Source organism: Shinella sp. M27 (genome assembly GCF_049199905.1).
GTDB lineage: Bacteria > Pseudomonadota > Alphaproteobacteria > Rhizobiales > Rhizobiaceae > Shinella.
The window spans coordinates 124,131-144,264 of the sequence record NZ_JBLZPK010000011.1 but is presented as its reverse complement, the minus strand read 5'-3'; the positions used below and the strand labels follow the sequence as shown (position 1 = coordinate 144,264).

Sequence of the window (20,134 nt, the reverse complement as noted above, 5' to 3'; positions counted from 1 at the left end):
TGCTAGAAGCGAAGTGTCCCCGGTCGCATCGCATGCGATGCGACGTGAACAAGGATCGTTGCCAGCAGCTGTTCGCGCAGCCGAAGCGTGGCCGCCGGCCAGGTCTGAAGCTCCTGCGCCACGGTTGTCGTGCTGAAACGCGCGTGGATCAGAAGACTGACCGGCTCCTGATATCCGTCGAGTTCGAACTTCTCGTCGCAGACGTGGATCGCCGGCGAGCGCTTGTTCTGGGAAAGCGCCGTGCTCGGAGCCAGAAGACCGAGAAGCAATGGAATGGGTCCACTCTGACTCTGGGCCTGGTCGCATGCAGCACCGGCACGAACCACAACCAGTTGTCCCTCCGTCCTACGTTCATGTCTCAGCTTGAATTCCCGATCACGGAGGAGGTCCGCCGTGACGCCAAACCTCGCATTCATGGCAACATCGTTCAGCTGCGCGTCGCCAAGGGGAATGATCGCACCCCAGTCGAGCCGACTGACGGGTTCCGCCTGCGACACGGCGAGATGGAGCATCCTGTTCATTCGCGCCTTCTGGGCAGGCTGAAGTTCCGGTCCCTGAGGGAAGGTCACCGCCTGCTCCCACAGGGCGTTCGCATCGGCATCCTGGGGCCGATTTGATATCCGATCGGAAAGCAACGGTGCCAAGGCAGCGGTCACTGCCCCTTTTCGATCATTTTGCGCATTGGAGCTCCCCGCCGAGGCGATGGCGACAAGACTGAGGACCCTGTCAAGCGCGCCGGGAAATTGAGCGATTGTCCGCTGATCATCAGGCACGAGGCCGCCGATGATCGCAAGTGTCTCGTTTGCCGCCGCAAGAACATCACGTTCCCAGTTCAGAAGTGCCTGGAGCTGAGGCATGGAGGCAATCCGTGCCCCGATTGCCTCACGCAGTCCCGCAGCGTCCCATGTTGCGCCGTGTCGAAACTGAACCTTGTCGAGTGCAAGCACAGCGATCGGCCTCTTGGGGGCCGGCAGTATCTCTTCCAAGCGGTCTGCAAGTGCCGCCCTTTCATGCTCATGCGATGTCCAGAGGACAAGCAGATAGGGGCCGTGACTTTCCGGGACACAACGATCGAGAAGGCTCGCGAGAGTGTTGTAGTGCTGCACGCCGGCTGGCTGAGCCTTCACGAGGTGCAGGTCACTGAAAAGCACACGCAGACCCGTGAAGTGCTCAGGTTTCGGGAGATCCAGTGGATCGAAGCGGATTCCGACGCAGGGCGCGCCCAGAACATGAAGAGCGTCAACAAGAGTTGCGAGCTCCGTAACCTCGTCGTCAAGGACGATGTAGCGTGCAGGGGTAAACAATCAAACTCTCCCGAACACGAGCGCCGCAACTGCCCCGTCATAGCCATCAGGCACCTCTGCCTGATCCATGGTCGGAAATACAAGTCTGCCTTCGTTCAGATCCATCACCAGATTTGCAAAATACAACCCAAGACCGCTGCCCCCCGGTCGCCGGGTAAAGAACGGGCTGACCATCGTTGCAGGATCATCAAGGAAACCGGTACCATTGTCGGCCACCACAATCGCCGGTCCACCCTCATAGTCGGGGATCACATTGACGTAGATCCTGCGTTCGCCTGGTTCGGGATGACGCACCTTGACCCAGTGCACCGCATTGTCGATCAGGTTGGTCAGGGCGCCCAGGACAAGACCCGAGGCAAAGGTTGCGGTTGCGTCGGGGCCGTGGTCCTCGAGGGCAGGGCATTCGAGCTTGATGCCATGCAGTCGAAAGCGCAGGAGGCTCAGATCGCGTGCCGTGCGGACCATGTCTCTCAGAGACCCCGGTTTCGTCGTCGTGTTTCTAAGCAGCTGCGAGGAGGTCTCCAACACCCCCTGCAGCTGACCCGCTTGATCGCGAAGGCTTTCGATCGTCATGCTGGGGTCATTGATCGAACCTGTCAGAACTCTCACACCACGCTCGACCTCGTGGAAGATGACAGCAAGACCTGCGTGCGATACGCCGGAGCGTGCGAAGTTTTCTCGCAGGGTCTGGTAGTCTTCCTCGATCCTGCGGATGGTCGGCTCAAGAACGTCACCGACGCTGTTCTCGCGTGCAAGACGGCGAAGTTCGGTCAGAGGGCCTGCCAGTCCCTGTGGTACGTCGCTTGTGCCCCCTGTCACTTCACGGATCCGCTCCTTGTCGAGGTTGCGCTCGACCTGCAGTATCCAGAGTGCGCCAAGAACGACGCGGCGCAGGCGCTCGTAAGCAGCCGTCTCGACAAAACCCTCGCGGTTCGTCTTTTCCTGCAATCCCTGGCTTTCCGCTAGGCCGAGATCGACAACACCGATCGTTATGTTCCGACTGAGGCGTTTGGTCGGCTCGTTGACGCGACGCAGATCGAGGCCAAGCCAGTCGTCACTGGGTTCACCATAGTTGTACACGCGCACACCATCGCGATAGACACGCACACCGCCATTCTGATTCAAGAATCGCTCGAGAAAGCGGGTATCGCCGTAGTTCGGCAGAACCTTCTTGTCGCGGTCGAAGATGTGGAACTTTCCGGAGATCCTGCCAATGCCTTCGAGCGTCAAAGAATCGGCGGTCATGCGGGCCCGGCGTTTAGGTCTCGGTTCATCGATCGGGTCAAGGTCGTCCGGCTCGTCCGCAGGCGGGATCTGAAAGTGGAATTCCTCTCGCTCCGAGATGCGTCGTTCCAGCTTAACCCCGGGGATGCCGACGAACTCGTAACGATAATGAAGGCGCGAGCCGTCGAAGTCGAACTCGAAGCGGTACGGGGCCATATCGAGCAGCTGGCGAAGTCCAGGGAGTGTTGCAAGCCACTCGGGATGTTCCGGCACCTCGAGCTTGACCTCGAAATTGCCACCCCGATCTCCGAACGGCGAGGCAATGGACGTAACCTGACGATAGAGGTCGCGGATCGTGCCCCTCGTCCAGTCTTCGCTTCTCAGTCGCGTGACCTCGATCAGTGTACCCGTACCTGAGGAGAACACTTGCGGTGCCCGCTCGCGGACAGTGATCTCCGCATCGGTCAGATAGGTTTCCTGAAGTAGTCTGTCCCAGTCAAATTCCGCCACGCACTCGGGCTCTCCTTCGGCTCTGGTCACGAGCCTAATCGTATCGCCGAGCTTGTGGACCGCAAAACGGCCAACTCCTTTTTCACCAAGCGGAAGACGTTTGAACCTCGGAGATCTGACGGCACTCTCACGTTCCCGCTCGCGATGGTCGTCGCCTGGAACAAGCCAGATGTTCTCGATGACGTCCAGGGACATGCCTTGGCCATCATCCCTGATCGAGATGGCAGCATCGGGCGTCCCCAGCTTAGAAAAGGTGATCGTCACCTCGCTCGCATCGGCATCGTATGCATTCTTCACAAGTTCGAAGAGCGCCAGTCTCGGCGATCCGATCAGCTGGTCGCCGAGCAGCTGGAGCAGTCGAGCTCGTGGCCTGAAAGCGCGTTGTAAAATCCGTTCGTCCGTCAAATCAGATCCCCAGTCGAATGACCTTGTCTATCGGTTACCGCAGCTCGCGTGCAGAGATTCAAGCCAGCCCAACCCCGAACTGTTTCGGGGCCAGCATGTGAAGCCGATCTTCTCCGTAGGGCCAATAGACGAGAAAGGTAGCATCTGGAAAATCCGCCGACTGACATCTGAGCTCGATCGGAGCGCCTCGATGTATATCGACGCCATTCACCTTAGCCTGAGTTCGCAACAGGTGCTCCAGGGCCGGCGGCACTTCGATCATCGCGAGGTCTGCAAGCGGGAGACGTTGATCTATAAAAGGATAAAGTCCGTCGGGCAGATCAAACTCCATCACACTACCTCCCAAATCCATGAGGACACTGGTTTCAACCTTGGAGCGACAGAGAGTCAAGCGTGGCGCACATCAAAAGATCCCCCATGCCCGAAACCTCCCCCTCCCCGTCATCTCGCGCAAGCCCAGTTCCAAAACGATCCGCCGCGCCGCCTGCGGCGTCACCTCGAGCGTCTTGGCCACCATCCCGGCCGACACGAGCGGTTTTGCCATGACGAGCTCGATCAGCTCCGGCAATTTCGAAGACGTTCGTCTTCCCGCCAGCTTGCGTTCCATCATCTGCCGGGCAAGTGCTAGCCGGTCATGTTCTTTCATGCCGATCTCAGCGGCTGCCAGCAACCCCTGGGCGATGGCGAGCAGCCGCGTTTCGCGATGGCGATGCCGGCGCCGATCGACGGGGATGGTTTTAAGACCGAGATTGATTGCCGCGAGATGCGCACCCGTGGTGATGCCGGCCTGGCGCAAAATGGAGGCGGAGAACAGCCGGCCGAGCCAGGGCGCATGCTGCAGGACGGAAAGCTCGTTCCAGGCATCGAGGGTGATGATGGCCTGCAGCACCGCCGGCAGGTGTTCGGCCTGGCGCAGCACGCCTCGCCATTCGTCGAGCCGGGCATCCTCGTCCCAGTCGAGATCATAGACCAGTGCGTCTCTGTCTACCGCGCTGGCGCGGCCGGACCGCGTCGCGTTTTCGATCGCGGCCTCCGATCGGGCCAGCACCGCATCGATGGCGGCATAGTCGACGCCGGGCAGATCTTTGGCGTCGTCACCCTCCTCCCCGTCCCCTTCCAGATCGATGGCGACCGCAGGCCGAACACCGCTGGCCGGCTCCAACGCCGCGGCGCCGACCGAATTGGTGTCCGACGTCTGTCGCAATGACCGGATACCCTCTGCGGACAAGGCCCAGTCAGCCGACTGCGCGGCGATGCGCCGGCGGGTGCGCAATACGTCTCGGGCGATTGTCAGCTCGTGGCTAGGCGTGCGAATATCGCGGGTGGCGTCATGGAGAACGAGATCTTCAAGGTGGACGAGTTCGCCGTCGATCCACAGCGAGGCGCAGGCGTCGGCGAATTGCATGCGTTCGAGGAAGCCGGCACCAACCGGCGATCGCGCAATGCGCTCGTCGAGACGGGCGAGCGCGATGCCGGCGTCGAAAGCCGGCCGCATCATGGTGGATATGCTGATTTTCGCGATATCGTAAGCCATTGAAATCATGGTAAATGATTTCTTAAAAGAACTCTATATGAATATTTGAGTTCGCCACATGGTATGATTGGCGGCTGGCTTTCTAACCCCCGATAAGTACCAATTATCGATGGTAGATTGATTTGGAGCCGCAAATCATCGAAAGTGGCCTTCGCCACGGGCGTGAAACACGACAGAACCGCCCGTTTTTGGAGCCAAAATGCCGCCTGTGCAAAAATCCGCCGTCGAACGGCGCGCAGAAGAACTTGACACGATTGCCGCCGTGCTGCCGATCGAGCGCCGCGACGAGCTCGCCGAGCTGTTGAGCGATCAGGACGTCGAGACGCTGCGCCATCTCGTCAATCAGGGCATGGGCGACAATACCCTTCGGGCACTGACATCTGATCTCGCCTATCTGCAGGCCTGGTCGCTGGCGGCGACGGGAAAATCGCTGCCATGGCCAGCACCTGAAGCGCTGCTCCTGAAATTCGTTGCCCATCATCTGTGGGATCCGCAACGGCGCGAAGCCGATCCCAATCACGGCATGCCGGCCGACATCGACGAAGGCCTTCGGAGCCAAGGGTTTCTCAGGGCCGTCGGTCCGCACGCGCCGGCGACCGTTCGCCGCCGGCTGGCCAACTGGTCAACCCTGACACATTGGCGCGGCCTCGACGGCACCTTCGCCTCCCCTGCCCTGAAATCCGCCATTCGTCTCGCCGTTCGCGCCGTGCCGCGGCCGCGGCGGCGCAAGAGTGCCAAGGCGGTCACCGGCGATGTGCTGGCCAGCTTACTGGCGACCTGCACTTCCGGCAGCTTGCGCGATCTGCGCGACCGGGCGCTGCTGATGGTCGCCTTCGCGTCCGGCGGCCGCCGGCGCAGCGAAATCGCCGGCCTTCGCCGGGAGCAGCTGACCGTCGAACCGCCGATTGTGGTGCCCGATGGCCCTCCCCTGTCCTCTCTCGCCATCCATCTCGGCCGCACCAAGACGACGACGGGCGAAGAGGACGAGATCGTCTATCTCACCGGCCGCCCCGTGGAGGCGCTCGATGCCTGGATGGCGGCTGCGAAGATCGAGAGTGGCAGCGTGTTTCGGGCGATTGGCCGATGGGGAACCGTATCGCGCCACACGCTCGATCCGCAGTCGATCAATGCGATCATTAAGCAGCGTGTCGCCATGGCAGGACTGGAGCCGGAAGACTACTCGGCGCATGGGCTCCGATCAGGGTACCTGACCGAGGCGGCGAACCGCGGTGTTCCCCTGCCTGAAGCGATGGAGCAGTCTCGCCATCGCTCCGTGCAGCAGGCTTCCAGCTATTATAACAGCGCCACACGGCGGACCGGGCGAGCTGCCAGGATGTTATAAGATCTTTCAAGAGACCCTCAGCTCGTTATGAACCCTCATATCTAGAGGCGCTCAACGCAGATCGCGCCCACCCATGGTGGCATTCGAATTTCGGGAATAAAAAGCCGAGGACTCCCTACGTCACGACACCCTCGGCTTTGTCACGGATGGGTGTGGAGGGGAAACCAGCCGCCACAGTTCTGAGATAGTGGATGTTTCCGTCTAAATACCGCCACTACCAGCGCCGGCGTGACCGCTTCCGTTTCAACCTTTCGAAGGCTGCGGGCCCTTGAGGCCTCCAGTGGCTGCTTTCCCAACCTTTTGCATTCAAAGAGAATGCTCACAGCTGACGTTGCTGTTGCTCGGCCTGCAATCTTGCTAAGCGCAGGCGTTCATATCTTTCGTGACACCGGCGACGCTCCTCGGCCATGGATTTCCGCGCGATTTCCGAGGTTCGTTCAAACACCGCTTCTCGCTCTGAAGCGGTGCGAATGACACGGACAGTCGGCGGCCGATCCTGAGCAGTTTCTACCGGCTCCTGCTTATTGGTTTCGTTTTGCACGGAACGCTGGTGTGTTGATGCGATCTGGTTGCTGAACATGTTCCCCCTACTTGAAGCACCGGAACGCACAGACCGGCAAAAAGATGCAGGGCAAGATGAGATTGTGCGCTACCGCTCCAAACGGCGCCAAGATGCCATGAGATAAATTCGGCGCCCATGTCGGATGAGAGGGCACGCCTTCGTCCTTAGCTGACGAAAGGAGACAATCATGCTGACGATGCCAGAAACTGTTGAGTGGGGACCGAAGAGCTACGTTGCGGTCCGGCTGCCCGTGGTTATCCCATTTGGCCAGGAGGTGGACCCCGCTTTCGAAGAGCTATTCGAGGCGTTCGCGCAAGCCGGCGTTGAACCTGACGGTGTCGAATTCATCAAATTCAACGTTGTCGACATGCCACGCCTTGAGATCGAGGTGGGAATGACGACGGATGCCGCTGTCCCTCTATCGGGCCGCCTAGTGAACGGCGTGCTTCCCGCCGGCCGCTATGTGAGCATGACATATACCGGTCCCTATGACGGACTTTACGACGCAACGGCTATGCTTGTCGGATGGGCGAAAGAAAAGGGTCTGCAGTGGGACGCCCGGAGCACGGAGAATGGCGACGTGTTCGCTTCCCGGCTCGAGGTCCACGACAACAATCCGTCCACCGAGCCAGATCCCGAGAAATTGGTCACGACCCTGCTGTTTAAACTCGCGGTGTCGTGAACATGGCGTGGGAAAAAGGACGCGGTTCCTCGTAAACCGCGTCCTTCCATCCACCTCGAATAGCAGGGCACAAGGCCCATACCCTCAACAGGTAGATACAGGTCAAGAATGCATCCCCCTCCCCGCTCAAATAGCCGGATTCAATCGGAGACGGGGGGCCCGCAGCGTATTCGAATGTGCCGGGACGACAAGCAGTAATTGGAGAATGTAAGTGGAGTTTGCCAAACTCGCCTAAGCTCTGGTTGGCTGGCCGTTGAGACGAGGTATGCGAGATGAACAGCGCCGGCGTGAAGCGCGTGCTGAACGCGAAAATAAAGCCGATACGATGGAACAACTATCCATATTGGAAGTTATGATGACGCCCTCAACGCCCCCTACGTGAGTGCAAAAGCGAGTGTCCCCTCCCCCTCGGACACTCGCTTTTTCGTTCTGGCGACTTCCACGAATCTAGATTTTGGCCGCGGCCTGCAACGAAATCTCCGGCTTCGCATTTCCCTGGCGGAGGTGGCGATGATCAAAGGATATCCAGACAACTCGCGGACTGCCGAACCAACAGATGCTGAGGTGCTGGACGCTGCTTACCAGATCGTTTCTAGCATCCGAGAGTTTTTCATCGCCGAACCGCCGGGCGAGGACATCATCGATGATGCGGCGCTACTTTTTGCGAAGTCCGCGATCGTAAGCGCGTTCCGACTGGTGATCGCCACCGAGCCGAGGGCGGAAACGCGAGGGAACCTTATGGTACAGGGATCTCTGCTCGCACAATACCAGCATGATGTCGGTGCGCGGATCTCTGTCACACCAGTCAACGTACTGGGTCAGGAAGCCATATACGACGGGTGGTGCCAATCGCGTCTCGACCGCTTGTTTGATCGCGTAGCAGTCGATCGTCGTCTTCTGCGTGATCTTTACGGAAAAGCCTCTCGGGTCGCGGCGCAGAGGTTCGAGCGCGCACGGTTTCATCCACCCTTTCAGGAAGACGGGACTTACACGCCATATGGCCACGGCAATATGGCGCCACGTCCCATTTGCCTCGCTGTCGATGCCGTACCATTCTCGTAAGCGTATAGACGCGTGCAGGAAACGCTGACGCAAGGCAAGCTTGCCATTGTCCCGGCCCATGTCGCCGAGGAGAAACGGTTGGATCCGGAAACGCGCCTATTTGGTTCAAGCACCGAGCGGACCGCCTGGTCGATTGCGGCCAGGCATCTGGCCAGCGGCCAGAAGGATCCGGTCAAGATGATCGTTGAAGCGATCGAGCACGAGCGTGGCCGCTGCGTTGCCTTGTTGCAGGCTGCCGGCGGAACGGACGCCAGTATCCCAGGCTACCTCATCGATCCGGATATGGACTGGTAGCCTACGATCCCGCGAGCGTGGTTATGCCTCCGATCGACGTCCGCGAAAGCTTCGAAGCGGCGGCAATTGCGTGTGAACGTCAGCCAGCGCCTCGAGCCAGGTTTCAAGCTCGTCGGGGATCGGCTCGTTTCCGGCTTCCATGGTCTCAATCCATGAAAGCTCGCATTGCAGGGCCGAGGCGAGATTGATCGGCGTCCGGCGGATCAGGATAAGACATTCAACGAAGCGCGCGGGGGACACTCGGGCACAAGGTGTCACGTTGGCAGCGACTGTTGGCATGGAAATCAGCTGCGATAGCGACTTAAGGTCATTGGATACGACAATCGTCTGCCGATCGCTATGGTACCAATCGTCTCAGACCGTTAGCGACTGGAAAGAGACGATTGAGACAAGCGCATACGCAAAACTCAATGCGCTCGCCAGACCCTATCGCAGCGTATCCAACAAACTGTAAACGAGGCCACCGAATGGAAACTGTCACGATCGAAAATCGCAGTGATCTGGCACAATGGGCAATCGAGCGGGCAAAAGCGATCGTCGCGGAGGAAGGGGGCAACCTTTGTCTTGCGGCGCGCGACCAAGGTGACGAGCAGATCGCTGCTGCGGCCAATGCCCTTGGCCAGGCCATCGTTGACGCCCTGCTGGAAGTTTTCGACGGCCTGACGCAAGAGTAAAGCGGGGTCTATCGCTCAGCGCCATCCCGGTCATTGCCGCGCTGGCGTTCCTGCTCGGCTTGCCGGAGAACCTGCTGGCGCTGTTCATCCTGTGCATTCTTGGCAGCGCCGGCCTGTTCCCGGGCAGCGCGCGCGGCGCGGCCGGCGGCGATCGCCTGCTGCTGTGCGGCAATCGCAGGATCGACATTCGAAGGCGCCGGCCGATCCAGTGCCTGGTTGTCATCGGAGCGCGCCGCTGTCGGCGTGCCCCCTCCCCCGCCGGCCTGCATGGTTGACGGCATCTGCTGCATTTGGATGTCACGCCGCTGCTCTTCAAAGAGCGCGGAGATTTCCTTGCGCATCTCCTCGACCGCCTGGCGCTCGGGGCCACTGTCGACCATCCCTTCGAGGCGATCCATCGACTTGTTGGCGCGTGCGACGCGCTCGTCGAACTGTTCGAGCGATAGGGGCATAGCATTTTCCTTCTGCTGTTTGAGGTCTGTCAGTGTCGTCATCAGGTCCGCAAAAGGCGTCGCCGATTTGACCTGCGCCTGTCGCCGATGCCCATCGAAACGGTTCTGCAACCACGCCGTCGGCGCTCCATCTTTTCCCGAGCCTGCGGCTTCCACAGTCACTGCCGCCCTCAGACCCGCCTGAAACAGCCGTGCTTCAGCCTCACGAGACACCGCCTGCATCTCGGCGCCGGGGCCGAACTCATCGTTCTGCCGCACCAGCTCCCGCTCGATCTTGCTGACGCTCGCCAATGTCGGCATGAGAACAGTCATCGCGCTGCCATCAACCGAGATAGCGTCTCGACCAACACCGATGGCGCTCTGGATCGCCGCCACCATCTTTTCCTGATCCGCAGGTTGCTTGACCGTGACCCGCAGGACGACGAACCCCTTTGAGGGTCGGGCCGCGGCCTCCTGAGCATGGCCTGCTGCAGCAGCTGCAAAACGATCTGCGGCTTCGATCACCGATGGCTTCGCCCCACACTGCTTCAGAGCTATGGCCGTCGCCCACCATTTCGGGGCGAGCGCAAGATTGCCGTTGGCGAGCGTCGCTCGATCTGCAACGCCTGCCCGCTTGCGCTCGACACGCTGATTGACCGCCGCGGATTTCAGATAGCGTGGATCGGATCGGCCGCGCTCATAGGCGCCGGCCTGTGCCTGGCTATAAGGCCGCGTGGCCGCCACATCGGCGCGGCGTGTGGCAACCATGGCAATTCCATGCTCCCGCGCCTTCGCCGCGAACCGCTCCCGCCATGCGTAAAGTTCCGGCTTCGTGAGGCGCAGGGCTTTGCCGACATCGTCTCGCGCCGAGATTATCGCGTGGACATGGACATGACCGGTATCGGGGTGATGAGCGGTGATCCAGCGATGGCCCGCAACCTGCTCGCTGAGGAAATCACGCACGGCGCGCTTCATGGCATCCGCATCCGTGCCGGCTCGGGCGGAGAAAATCACATGGAAGGCGTTGCGCGGTTCGACCGTGCGGATATCGGCCGACCAGCCCCGCCATATCCCGTCGGCGACATCCTTCACCGCCGCGCCACGCTTGACCGCCTCGCCGACGCTGGTGACCACATGCTTCTCGGTTCGGAGAAACTTTTCAAGAAAATACCGGCCCGATTTGTCGGAGACCGCGGCGCCGACAATCCGCACCTCGGCCAGGACACCGGCGTCCGACATTTTGCTTGCGATATCCGCCTCGGCCTTATCGAGCGTGCGGGCCGGCCCTTCATCCTTTTCGCGCGCCCTGAGCGCGCCAGCGATCTTCTTCGCGGGCAAGTTTGTGACGGCATAGACGGAGACACTTCCGTCCTGATGGCGAGAATAGAGAAAGGGCTTGGCGCCGAAGGCCACATTCAAGGCGTCGTGCAGTTCCTCGTCGCCGGCCGCATCCGCCAGTTTGATCGACAGAGTGGCGACGGCGTCCAGGGCATAGGGTTCGCGAAACTCCGATAGCCAGCCCTGAAGGACGGCGGCGCGTTCCTCGCGGCTGGCAATTGCGCCCCCGTCCTGGTCGAAGATCGGAATATCCGCCTTGCCCTTCTCACCGTTCTCCTTTTCGATCTCGCGCGTTCCCAGATAGGTCATCAGGCCGGCGGCCGACGCCCTGCTCGAAACCGTCGACGTGACCTTGATCACCACGGGCTGCGCGCCGGCCGCGATCGCAGCACGGCTTGTGCTCTCGGGCAACGCCTGTTTTGCGGCGGACGGCCGAACAGCAAGCGACGGGACGATACCAACCCCCTTGGTCGTTCCCCCTCCCCCGCCGCCCGACCTTCGGAGCTCGTCATCGGTCTCCGGGTTCGCGCCCGCACCAAGAACGCCGACCAAAGCAATGATTTCCCGAGGTGCGCCCTGCGCTGGCCGCAGGATGGCGTTGATGGTCGTTTCACGGGCAGAGATGGACGACCTTCGGCGCTTGGTGGAGATACCGGACGGCATGGACGGCCGTGTTGGAGCCTCAGCGGTCAAGGTGATCCTCATCGCTCCTGCCCGCCGGCGGCGCTCGTCTTCCTCGTCGAGAAGGGATTTTGCCCGCCGCACCGTAAAGCCCTCTATATCCCCGAGCAGGCCGGACCAGTCATAGACCATGGCTGCCCCTCCTGCGCTCCTGCCGGCTGATCCGCAGCATCAGATCGACGTCCGCCCGCAGCCGAAACACATCTTCGAGAAGGCGGCGCAGCGCGGCATCGAGATGCGGTTCATAGCCGACGCGCCCTTCATTCATCGCGCGGACGGCCTGGTTGAGATTGATGCCGATGCGCCGAAGCTCCTCATTGGTGCCGCGCAAGGCCAGAGCTTCGGCCGGTCCGACGGGGAGCGGCAAACCGGCCTGGTCGCGAAACAACAGCCGGATCACGTCGCTGGCGGTGCGATCGTCGCCGCAAAGATCCGCCAGAGCTTGCCGCTCCTCCGGCCTTAGACGGACCCTGACCACTTCGCTGCGCATCGCTTTCCTTCCTCTTGCCAGGTTGCCGGAGGCGACCCCAGAGCGCCACCGGCGCGAACCTGAGGCCTGCCAGAGGCGGGACGACGTCGAGTTTGTACCACAAACCTGACTATCCTGCCACCTAAAACTACACTATATTTTATTCTAGTTCCATCATCGCAACACAAACTGCCTCGCCCAAGCTCCCGCTACAAGGTCTCACCTCCAACGCCACCCGATCCCGTTAACAGTTGCCCATTGTTCGTGCGACCATTGCCAGCAATATCACTGGCAATCACCAATTACCCATTAACCACTGACAGTTAACCGCGTTGTTATTGCTCACTACCAACGGGCAATTGGCAATTGCCCGTTGGTCATTGCCCGTTGTCGGCGGTCAATCATCAATCGACAATCATCAACGGTGAACGAGCAATGGGCAACGAATGCATTGCGAAAAGAGGGGCGAGGAAATAACTATAGTTTATTTGCAGAATGAAGGAGCCAATATGATCGTCACCATCGCCAACCCGAAGGGCGGAACCGGCAAGACCACTCTCGTCCGCGCTCTCTCCGGCACGGCCGCCCATGCCGGTAACGACGTGTTCCTGATCGATGCGGACAGCCGCGCCAATACGATGCGCTGGGTCACGATGTCGAAGCAGATGCACGTCTGGCCCGACCGGCTGGAGGCCGAAAGCTGCCTCGATCCCAACCAGATCTACAAGCTCGCTCTCCAACACCAGCAGGAGGGCAAAATCGTCTTCGTTGATGTCGAGGGCACGACCAACGAAAACCTCTTCGCTGGCCTCTACTGTGCCGACATCGTCCTGATCCCGCTGCAGACGACCCAGGACGACGTCGTTGCCGGCATGCAGCTGGCGCTGAATCATGTTCCGGTGGTCGAGGAGGATCAGAAGCGCGAGCTCCCGACGATGATCGTCATCAACCAGCACGATCTGGTGACCGGCCGCGCTAAGGCGCATGAGCCGCTCCGGGAAATTTTGCGCGAAAGCGGTGTCGCTCTCGCCAGCCATCCGATCGCACGGCGCGCGTCCTATCAATCGATTGGCGCCGCCGGCACGCTCCAGACATCAGCAAAGCCTGATCCGAAGGCGATCGCCGAAATGGAAACGCTCCTTGGCGAGCTGCTCGCCCTCTATCGGTCGAAGGCCAGTGAGGCAAAGCAATGAGCGAGGGCGCAGACAGCAAGAACCTCGTCCTCGGACTTATCTCCACAGGCCGCGACCGCCCGTCGGTTCGCGAAAAGATGGTGCCTCCCGCAAAATCCACTGACGACGACCAGGCGTCCGCGCCATCAGCGAAGCTGCCATTGGCGCGCGGCCAGCTCCGCGACATGGTGGCCAAGGGCGAAAGCCGCGACCCGATCGCCGGCAAACGCTTCCGTGACACGGAAAAAGTCACGACCGGCATCCATATCCGCGCCGAGGTCCACAAGAAGCTGAAGATCCTCGCCGCGATCGAGCGGCGGAAGTTCAACTCCTACATCGAGGAGGCGATCGACGACTATCTCGGAAAAATCGCCGAGCGGATCCCCGATATTTCCTGAGCGGGGAAAGGGAGGGCCATCACGCGCTTCCGTTCTCGCCCCTGCCCTACGCAGGCCTCCCCGCAATGATCGCCACCACGCTCACCGCTGAAGAAGTCGCCTCGAGACACAACGCGGCGAGCTGACGTGTGGCAGTCGGGCGGTGCTGAAGGTGGACCGCAAGATCGATTGCTGCCTTGATGTGGGCGCGGATTTCCTTGTTGTCGCCACCGGGCATTTGATGATGAAGCCAAGCGAAGAGCTGCCTGCGGGCATCCGTCGAGCCGATCTTTTTGCCGTCCATGTCGGTATCGCCGTGGACATCAGGATCGTATACGGCCTGACCAAGACTGATCAGGATTTCGCGCCCCAGTAGACCAACGGTCTGCCATTCCTCAACCGTGGAAGCGGCGTTGAACTGCGCCTTCGCCTTGCCCATTGATCGGTCCACGCGCTCCCACCCTGTCGGCTCGCGTTCGGCCACAGGGCTGGGGTTGTGAACTCGTCCGACAGCAGACAGCACGGGGGCGTTGAAAAGCTGTCGAACGTAATTCCGGCGCTCGGCATAGGAATCCATGCCCTGCGCCTTCCAAAAATGGAACCAGTCCCACGGAGATAGGTGTGGGTTATCGTATTTGATGCCAGCGGCGGCACAGCCTTCGGTCTATCGGAGCTTCCGAGCGACGTAGTGATCGTCAACTTCCTGAATCTGCTGTTTGCCCGTCGCGACAGCAACCATCATTTCCCGATGGATGATGAGATCGGGCAGAATGGTCGCAGGACCGCTCATCGTCTCCCCGACTGCTTTAACTTTGATATCCGACGCGGGCATCGCATCATAAGACCGATTGCTTAGAGCCGCCTCGGCAATACGCTTCCGGTCGTGAGGCGCGAGCTTATCCAACGCCTCGGCAAACGGTTGAGGGGCGCGAACAACGACGACGATGCGATTTCCCAGGTAGCCTTCGCTTGTTACACCGATGTCTATCTGGGCATGCAGAAGCAGCGCCGACAGGTCGCCCCGTCTCAGGCTCTCGAGGAATGCCCTCGCGTTTTCTCCGTCGGAAGTCGTGTGCGTCATGTCCGCCCTGCATAAGATCCCGGTTTTATCGACAAGATTTGGCCCGAACGCCTTGGTTTAACAAGCCCTCTCAACCCGCCTTACGGTTGACGGAACTGTTGGCTCGAACAAGCGCCATGAGCATGGGACCGATTGCGAACTCCCCGGCCTCGGTCCGCCGCGTGAGATCGCGGAGGTAACCGCCCGCCGAGTTGATATGCCCTCCCCTTTCGAGGATGCAGGCGATGACGGTCGCCGCGTTCTCCGGTCCCATGGCCACGCATGCGGCCTCGTATGCCGACGGGCTAACGCCGAGCATCGATCTGACGACGACGGCGGCCGACATGAGGTCGCGCCAGTTGGCAATCTTGCCACCGGGGGCATAGTCGGCAATATCCGGGCAAGCCTTCAGGACCAGTCCAAGTGGGAACGATTTTAACGGGCCGTTCTCAGAAGAGGTCGATGCCTTCCGTCTCTGGCGTTGCTCGTCTGCACCGCCGCCGGCGGAATTCGAGATATCCCTGTCGTCTGTCATCGGCACACCCTGCCGCCCGATGGTATCCGCCGAGTTTGCCCCAAGCTTCGTTTCGAAGCCCGGTTCAGATTCATGATTGAGATCCGGATTTGAATTCTGTTTGTGGCGCTCAATTTGAGACTCATTGGAGTCGATTTTTCGTGTTTTCGTGTTTGCATCCAGCTGGTTGACGATCTCCTCGCGCAGCATCTCCATCTCTTCGAGCGCGGAAGCCAACTCTGCAATACCTGGCGTCCGAGGAAGTCGGCCGACCATCTCGCGGAACATGAGCGAAATCCTCTCCCATTCGCCCCTAACCCCCTCGCCGATCGCTGCGGCGATCAGCTTGGCAATGTCACGACGGCAAATCGTCAGGCGCTGCTTGGTGATCCGCAGCTGCTCGCGGCCGGCTACTGCAAGGGCCGCCAAGGCCTCGATCTCGGCCGCCCTTGCCAGCAGTGGGGCAAGCGAGAAACCGAAGGCCTCCTCGACCTCCCCTGCCCTCCCCCGGCGCGCGTAACGCTTTCCGTTGGCGCTGTCCTTCCTCAGGATCAATCCGGCGTCCACGAGCCCGGCCAAGTGCCGCCGTAACGTCGCGGGGGTCATCCCTCTTGCGCGGATCGACAGCTGGGCATTCGACGGGAAGACGATCAGGCCGCGCTCCTCGGATAGCTCGTCGGCTGGATAAAAGGTCAGCAGCGCGTCGAGGACGGTCAGAGCGCGATCCGTCACCCCCAGCGATGGCCGTGCTTCGCAAATCGCCCTGAACAGCTTCCACTTGTTTCGCGAAATTCCGGGCTCGATGTTTTCGGCAATCTGTTGGCTTGCCAACATGCCGAGCGACATCGCCCGCCGCCCAAAGGGCGTCGTAACGTACGCATTCTCCATGGTTCTCTCACCTATGTTTAGGCAAAAGAAATCCGCTCACCAAAACGGTGCCAAAGACTCTTGACTGGGATTCGTGGAAATGCGATTCTCGATCTTGCTAGAAATCTGAGGAAGGCTTCCACGACGGAAACGTTTGGGGGGCCTTTTTCTTTTGCGGGCTACACTCCTTGTTGATCCTGTTTGCTCCGGTAGGCCTGATACAAGTCGGCAAGGTTCTCTGCGATGTAATCGCCAAAGCCTCCTGCATCCTTTGCCTTAAGAGCGAAGGTGTATGTCTTGCCGTCGTTCCGAATATCGGCCGACACGGCCTTGTCATCCGACGCCCACTTCTTGGTCTTGGCGGTTTTCGGCCGGGACTGTTTCCCAAGGCTCTTCACGAAAGCCAGAAGCGAATTGAATCGGTCGTCCCCGGCTTTTGCCTTAAAGCCTTCGGACTGGATGAAGGCTGACGCCTGTTCGAGCGACGAAGGCTTCTCCAAGAGGTTCTTCAGCTCATACCAACGGTCGCGCCCGATGCCCTTAGCCGCGCCGACGACATCGAGGACGTGCTTAGGTATGGTCGCCACGGCCAGCATTTTCGAGAAGGTCGCCCGATCGATGGAGAGAGCGGAAAGCGCAATCGCATTGTCGCCATCGAACTGGCGGCGGGCAATCTCGGCGGCGAATAGTGCCTTCTCGAGAAACGACAGGTTGGCCCGCGCGGAGTTCTCTTGGCCCTGCGCAACCAGGTGATCACTGTCCTTGAGGTCTTTCACGACCGCTCGGACCTTCCGACCAAGTGCCTTGGCCGCCCGTAGTCGGCGGTGGCCGAAGACCACCATGTAGCGGCCCGTGGTCGTCGGGTGCGGCCGGACCAAGATCGGCGTGTCCTGTCCCCGATCCCGAATTGCCGTGACGAGCTCTTCGAAGTCTTGCTCGTCATCTTCGAGACGGTCGCGAACGAATGAGCCGTCGATGATCTCGGGGGCGAGATCGACCACCGCCTCCCCTTCGAGCAACCTATCCGCTTGCGCGGCCAATTCGTCGAGAGAGTGGATGAGCGACTTAGAAGCTCCCTTGTTCGTGTACTGAAGGATTGCCTTGTCGTCATCGGGCGCTGCGTCGCCCATGATGTTCATGAAGGGGTTTTTCCGAGCCATATCGCTATCCTCGAAATTGAGTTAAATGGTTGATAGTCTTGGGCTGAAAGTAGATTTTTACGGCAGTCAAAACCATCACATCCTCCCCCATGCCCGATGGATCAGGCCTTGGATCTCGAAATTCACGCCGTCCATGCATTCTATGGCGCGGTCGTAGGTGTCCCTGTTGAAGTTCGAGCGGTCCAATTCATACAGGCTGCGCTTAGTCAGGCCCGCGTCAGAGATCGCTGTGGTTTTAAGCATCGGCGTCTTCAGAATTTCCTCCGCAAGCATCGACTGCATGAAGCCGACCATCTGCACCTGCGGGACGTCCTGCGGCTCGAAGCGGGTGATCAAATAGCGGAGCCAGTCCAAGCGGACGTCTGCGCCAGCCTGTTTGATCGTCTTCGTGATGTTGCCGAGCATGAGCAGGAACTGCGACATGCTCATCAGGTCGAGCATCTGCGGGTGAACCGTGATCAGGACCGACGTCGAGGCCGTTAACGCAGTCAAGGAAAGATAGCCAAGCTGCGGCGGGCAGTCGATGATCACGACATCGTAGCGGTCATTGACATCCAAGAGGGCTTTGCCGAGGCGGGTGAAGAACCGCTTGCCTTCGCTGCCTGCCTGCATGGCGAGCGGGGTGTCGTACTCGTATTCTTGCAGTTCCAAATTGGCCGGGATGATGTCGAGGCCGGGGAAGTTGGTCTGCAGAATGATATCCGCGATGGGCTTCCGCTGATCGTCGTAGCGGATCGTATCGTAGAGCGATGGGTTCTCATCCAGCTCCGGTTGAAAGCCGTGAAGAGCCGAAAGCGAAGCTTGCGGATCGAGATCGATTGCGAGGACGCGATGACCTGTGAGAGCCAAGTGTTGCGCAAGATGGGCGGCCGTGGTCGTCTTGCCCGAGCCGCCTTTGAAGTTAACGACGGCAATTACTTGAAGCTTGTCGCCGGGTTTTCGCTGCGGGACGTATTTCTTAGCCTCGCTCTTCCCGGTTTCAGCGAGGTAGTGCCGTAGCTCCCACATCTGCTCGGCCGTGTAGAATTTCCGGTTCCCAGACATGGTGGTCGGAATCGGCCCCTTGCGATCAAGATACAAGCGTTTCAGATTGCTCGGAGTGACACCGAGATAGTGCGCCACTTCCGCTACCGAAAACTGGCGGAGGGTCTTCTTCGCGGAGGGCGGAAAGTTCTCAAGGCGCAGTTGATTGAGCTTGCGCGAGATTTCGGCACCCTGCCTCAAAATTTTATCGTCGAGCTCAAAAGACGGGAGCGGACTGAACGCGTTCATGATGCCTCGGGCCATTCTGCCGGTAAAATTACCGATTTTGATAATATGCCGTCATTATCTCCGATTCTCGCAATCCGGCAAGGAAAATAGGGTTAACAAAAGGTTAACGTATGTTGGCCCATTGCGAGAGAGCACATGAAGCCGATTCTGATGACATAGGAATAGGGAGAGAAGTGTTTTGCACCGTTACGTTGACTGCCGTCAAAACTAACGAAATCTGCTTTATTTGCAGAACTTTAGGCGACAGGTCCTATCCCGGCGGGATGAGCACGGCCTGCCTTAAAAGGGCGGCTCGGCGCTGATGCGGCCATTCTGTTCGGCCAGGATCGTTTCCCGTTCGGCCCGCGCCAGGCCGAGTTCGGCCTCGATCTGGCGGCGCTCGGCCGGATCGGCGTTGCGGGCTTCAGCTTCGAGTTCGAGGATCGTGCGGTCGAGGTCGTAGGTCATCGTCGTCTCCTTGACGTTTTGTGAAAGACGACGCGCGCGGTCATGGTGGCAGGCGGGGGTCAAGGATCGCGGAACGCGACCGGCGGACCCGGCGAGTGGGGGAGCCGAATTTCTGGCGCGGCCCGCAAGGGACGGGACTGAAATTTGGGGGGACCGCTCGTCCTTGAGGCCTGGCTGTCGCCATGGCACCCTCGGACGGACTGAGCAGACTTCTCCTCTCCGTATGGCACCCGGAAAGCGGGATGCGGGCTCGATGCCCGTTTCCCGCTTCATCTATGGAGGGAGCGCCCCACCTTGGCAGGCGGGGCTTTCGGGATCAGGCGTCGCGCTTCGGGCGGTTCCAGACCAGGTCGTAGTCGCCGTCGGTCTGGCTCGGCCACAGGGCCGCGTTGATCGGGGCGTTGAAGCTCGGGTCGTCGAGCTTGACCGAGATGTAGGGTTCGCCGTCGGTGGAGGTGGCGTTCCAGCCTGCGCCGACCTCGGCCATGCCCGCCATCACGCGGAAGTCGGGAGCGTCGCGGGAGGTGCGCTCGATCGGAACCAGGCGGGCCTTCATCGAGACCGTCAGGGTGCGGACTGCGCCGCTGATTGCGTTGCCGTTGGTGGAGAAGTTGCCGATGATAGCCATTTTCGAGATCCTTTCGGGTTGCTCGGGTCGCGTCCATCGCGACCTCGATGGCTGTCGAAAGGATCGGGGACGATCGGACCGCACCCTTTGGGCCGGAACGAAGTGGAGGGCGGCCGGAGTCGGGG

General features: G+C 60.2%; 22 protein-coding genes. 7 read left to right on the top strand and 15 right to left on the bottom strand.

The window, feature by feature from the left end; translation table 11 throughout:
• Window positions 1–2: 2 nt before the first annotated feature.
• From ACOZK4_RS03940 to ACOZK4_RS03925, 4 genes are all read right to left on the bottom strand, one after another.
• Window positions 3–1,304, bottom strand: coding sequence for a hypothetical protein (locus ACOZK4_RS03940; RefSeq protein ID WP_421590536.1), 1,302 nt, complete (start codon window positions 1,302–1,304; stop codon window positions 3–5).
• Entirely contained in the window at window positions 1,305–3,443 is a 2,139-nt protein-coding gene (locus ACOZK4_RS03935; RefSeq protein WP_421590534.1) for an ATP-binding protein, read from the bottom strand. It lies immediately after the preceding gene.
• 58 nt (window positions 3,444–3,501) lie between these two features.
• Window positions 3,502–3,774: a hypothetical protein gene (locus tag ACOZK4_RS03930; RefSeq protein ID WP_421590533.1), complete on the bottom strand. Its 273-nt coding sequence runs from the start codon at window positions 3,772–3,774 to the stop codon at window positions 3,502–3,504.
• Between the two features lie 72 nt (window positions 3,775–3,846).
• The gene (locus tag ACOZK4_RS03925) at window positions 3,847–4,986 is read right to left on the bottom strand and encodes an RHE_PE00001 family protein (protein ID WP_421590531.1); all 1,140 of its coding nucleotides are present in this window, start codon (window positions 4,984–4,986) and stop codon (window positions 3,847–3,849) included.
• Between the two features lie 190 nt (window positions 4,987–5,176).
• Between ACOZK4_RS03925 and ACOZK4_RS03920 the strand changes: the two genes are divergently transcribed.
• Window positions 5,177–6,319, top strand: coding sequence for a site-specific integrase (locus ACOZK4_RS03920; RefSeq protein ID WP_313523059.1), 1,143 nt, complete (start codon window positions 5,177–5,179; stop codon window positions 6,317–6,319).
• Between the two features lie 319 nt (window positions 6,320–6,638).
• On the opposite strand, the gene ACOZK4_RS03915 is transcribed toward ACOZK4_RS03920, so the two are convergent.
• A complete protein-coding gene (locus ACOZK4_RS03915; RefSeq protein ID WP_313523057.1) occupies window positions 6,639–6,899 on the bottom strand; it encodes a hypothetical protein in 261 nt (86 codons plus the stop codon).
• 169 nt (window positions 6,900–7,068) lie between these two features.
• On the opposite strand from ACOZK4_RS03915, the gene ACOZK4_RS03910 reads away from it, so the two are divergent.
• The 3 genes from ACOZK4_RS03910 to ACOZK4_RS03900 all read left to right on the top strand — a co-directional run bounded on the left by ACOZK4_RS03910 (window position 7,069) and on the right by ACOZK4_RS03900 (window position 8,919).
• The gene (locus ACOZK4_RS03910; RefSeq protein WP_313523055.1) at window positions 7,069–7,563 is read left to right on the top strand and encodes a GyrI-like domain-containing protein; all 495 of its coding nucleotides are present in this window, start codon (window positions 7,069–7,071) and stop codon (window positions 7,561–7,563) included.
• Between the two features lie 510 nt (window positions 7,564–8,073).
• Complete coding sequence (locus tag ACOZK4_RS03905; protein WP_313523053.1) at window positions 8,074–8,625, top strand: hypothetical protein; 552 nt, start codon at window positions 8,074–8,076, stop codon at window positions 8,623–8,625.
• A 12-nt stretch (window positions 8,626–8,637) separates the two neighbouring features.
• A complete protein-coding gene (locus ACOZK4_RS03900; protein WP_313523052.1) occupies window positions 8,638–8,919 on the top strand; it encodes a hypothetical protein in 282 nt (93 codons plus the stop codon).
• Between the two features lie 21 nt (window positions 8,920–8,940).
• Here the strand turns inward: ACOZK4_RS03900 and ACOZK4_RS03895 are convergent, their stop codons facing one another.
• Window positions 8,941–9,159 (bottom strand): hypothetical protein, encoded by a 219-nt coding sequence (locus ACOZK4_RS03895; protein ID WP_313523156.1) that lies wholly within the window; start codon window positions 9,157–9,159, stop codon window positions 8,941–8,943.
• 227 nt (window positions 9,160–9,386) lie between these two features.
• Here ACOZK4_RS03895 and ACOZK4_RS03890 point away from each other — a divergent pair, with 227 nt between their 5' ends.
• Window positions 9,387–9,593: a hypothetical protein gene (locus ACOZK4_RS03890; RefSeq protein ID WP_313523051.1), complete on the top strand. Its 207-nt coding sequence runs from the start codon at window positions 9,387–9,389 to the stop codon at window positions 9,591–9,593.
• Window positions 9,594–9,601: 8 nt separating this feature from the next.
• On the opposite strand, the gene ACOZK4_RS03885 is transcribed toward ACOZK4_RS03890, so the two are convergent.
• Complete coding sequence (locus tag ACOZK4_RS03885) at window positions 9,602–12,175, bottom strand: relaxase/mobilization nuclease domain-containing protein (protein ID WP_421590528.1); 2,574 nt, start codon at window positions 12,173–12,175, stop codon at window positions 9,602–9,604.
• Window positions 12,165–12,533, bottom strand: a complete 369-nt coding sequence (gene mobC / locus ACOZK4_RS03880; protein WP_313523047.1) for a plasmid mobilization relaxosome protein MobC — start codon at window positions 12,531–12,533, stop codon at window positions 12,165–12,167. The genes ACOZK4_RS03885 and mobC overlap by 11 nt, the downstream gene beginning before the upstream one ends.
• Before the next feature lie 488 nt (window positions 12,534–13,021).
• Between mobC and ACOZK4_RS03875 the strand changes: the two genes are divergently transcribed.
• Together ACOZK4_RS03875 and ACOZK4_RS03870 are read left to right on the top strand one after the other, a co-directional pair.
• Entirely contained in the window at window positions 13,022–13,705 is a 684-nt protein-coding gene (locus ACOZK4_RS03875; protein WP_313523045.1) for a ParA family protein, read from the top strand.
• Window positions 13,702–14,082: a hypothetical protein gene (locus ACOZK4_RS03870; RefSeq protein ID WP_421590526.1), complete on the top strand. Its 381-nt coding sequence runs from the start codon at window positions 13,702–13,704 to the stop codon at window positions 14,080–14,082. Before ACOZK4_RS03875 ends, ACOZK4_RS03870 begins: the two co-directional genes overlap by 4 nt.
• A gap of 46 nt (window positions 14,083–14,128) precedes the next feature.
• Here ACOZK4_RS03870 and ACOZK4_RS03865 read toward each other — a convergent pair whose 3' ends face one another.
• From ACOZK4_RS03865 to ACOZK4_RS03835, 7 genes are all read right to left on the bottom strand, one after another.
• Window positions 14,129–14,638, bottom strand: coding sequence for a hypothetical protein (locus ACOZK4_RS03865; protein WP_421590524.1), 510 nt, complete (start codon window positions 14,636–14,638; stop codon window positions 14,129–14,131).
• Window positions 14,639–14,725: 87 nt separating this feature from the next.
• Window positions 14,726–15,142, bottom strand: coding sequence for a hypothetical protein (locus ACOZK4_RS03860; RefSeq protein WP_421590523.1), 417 nt, complete (start codon window positions 15,140–15,142; stop codon window positions 14,726–14,728).
• A gap of 70 nt (window positions 15,143–15,212) precedes the next feature.
• Window positions 15,213–16,523: a plasmid replication protein RepC gene (gene repC, locus ACOZK4_RS03855; protein WP_421590522.1), complete on the bottom strand. Its 1,311-nt coding sequence runs from the start codon at window positions 16,521–16,523 to the stop codon at window positions 15,213–15,215.
• Between the two features lie 158 nt (window positions 16,524–16,681).
• Window positions 16,682–17,662, bottom strand: coding sequence for a plasmid partitioning protein RepB (gene repB / locus ACOZK4_RS03850; protein WP_313523036.1), 981 nt, complete (start codon window positions 17,660–17,662; stop codon window positions 16,682–16,684).
• Window positions 17,663–17,737: 75 nt separating this feature from the next.
• Window positions 17,738–18,934 carry a plasmid partitioning protein RepA gene (repA, locus tag ACOZK4_RS03845; RefSeq protein ID WP_421590521.1) on the bottom strand — a complete coding sequence of 399 codons (1,197 nt, stop codon included), beginning with the start codon at window positions 18,932–18,934 and terminating at the stop codon, window positions 17,738–17,740.
• A gap of 279 nt (window positions 18,935–19,213) precedes the next feature.
• Window positions 19,214–19,381 (bottom strand): hypothetical protein, encoded by a 168-nt coding sequence (locus ACOZK4_RS03840; RefSeq protein ID WP_421590519.1) that lies wholly within the window; start codon window positions 19,379–19,381, stop codon window positions 19,214–19,216.
• Window positions 19,382–19,697: 316 nt separating this feature from the next.
• Window positions 19,698–20,009, bottom strand: a complete 312-nt coding sequence (locus ACOZK4_RS03835) for a DUF736 domain-containing protein (protein WP_421590518.1) — start codon at window positions 20,007–20,009, stop codon at window positions 19,698–19,700.
• Window positions 20,010–20,134 lie beyond the last annotated feature (125 nt).

Bases quoted from the DNA above. Each gene is read 5' to 3' on its own strand.
- ACOZK4_RS03915 (WP_313523057.1), bottom strand. From the start codon at position 6,899: ATGTTCAGCAACCAGATCGCATCAACACACCAGCGTTCCGTGCAAAAC.
- ACOZK4_RS03865 (WP_421590524.1), bottom strand. From the start codon at position 14,638: ATGGATTCCTATGCCGAGCGCCGGAATTACGTTCGACAGCTTTTCAAC.
- ACOZK4_RS03835 (WP_421590518.1), bottom strand. From the start codon at position 20,009: ATGGCTATCATCGGCAACTTCTCCACCAACGGCAACGCAATCAGCGGC.
- mobC (WP_313523047.1), bottom strand. From the start codon at position 12,533: ATGCGCAGCGAAGTGGTCAGGGTCCGTCTAAGGCCGGAGGAGCGGCAA.
- ACOZK4_RS03885 (WP_421590528.1), bottom strand. From the start codon at position 12,175: ATGGTCTATGACTGGTCCGGCCTGCTCGGGGATATAGAGGGCTTTACG.
- repC (WP_421590522.1), bottom strand. From the start codon at position 16,523: ATGGAGAATGCGTACGTTACGACGCCCTTTGGGCGGCGGGCGATGTCG.
- repA (WP_421590521.1), bottom strand. From the start codon at position 18,934: ATGAACGCGTTCAGTCCGCTCCCGTCTTTTGAGCTCGACGATAAAATT.
- ACOZK4_RS03890 (WP_313523051.1), top strand. From the start codon at position 9,387: ATGGAAACTGTCACGATCGAAAATCGCAGTGATCTGGCACAATGGGCA.
- repB (WP_313523036.1), bottom strand. From the start codon at position 17,662: ATGGCTCGGAAAAACCCCTTCATGAACATCATGGGCGACGCAGCGCCC.
- ACOZK4_RS03860 (WP_421590523.1), bottom strand. From the start codon at position 15,142: ATGACGCACACGACTTCCGACGGAGAAAACGCGAGGGCATTCCTCGAG.
- ACOZK4_RS03930 (WP_421590533.1), bottom strand. From the start codon at position 3,774: ATGGAGTTTGATCTGCCCGACGGACTTTATCCTTTTATAGATCAACGT.
- ACOZK4_RS03875 (WP_313523045.1), top strand. From the start codon at position 13,022: ATGATCGTCACCATCGCCAACCCGAAGGGCGGAACCGGCAAGACCACT.
- ACOZK4_RS03920 (WP_313523059.1), top strand. From the start codon at position 5,177: ATGCCGCCTGTGCAAAAATCCGCCGTCGAACGGCGCGCAGAAGAACTT.
- ACOZK4_RS03905 (WP_313523053.1), top strand. From the start codon at position 8,074: ATGATCAAAGGATATCCAGACAACTCGCGGACTGCCGAACCAACAGAT.
- ACOZK4_RS03925 (WP_421590531.1), bottom strand. From the start codon at position 4,986: ATGATTTCAATGGCTTACGATATCGCGAAAATCAGCATATCCACCATG.
- ACOZK4_RS03910 (WP_313523055.1), top strand. From the start codon at position 7,069: ATGCTGACGATGCCAGAAACTGTTGAGTGGGGACCGAAGAGCTACGTT.
- ACOZK4_RS03870 (WP_421590526.1), top strand. From the start codon at position 13,702: ATGAGCGAGGGCGCAGACAGCAAGAACCTCGTCCTCGGACTTATCTCC.
- ACOZK4_RS03840 (WP_421590519.1), bottom strand. From the start codon at position 19,381: ATGACCTACGACCTCGACCGCACGATCCTCGAACTCGAAGCTGAAGCC.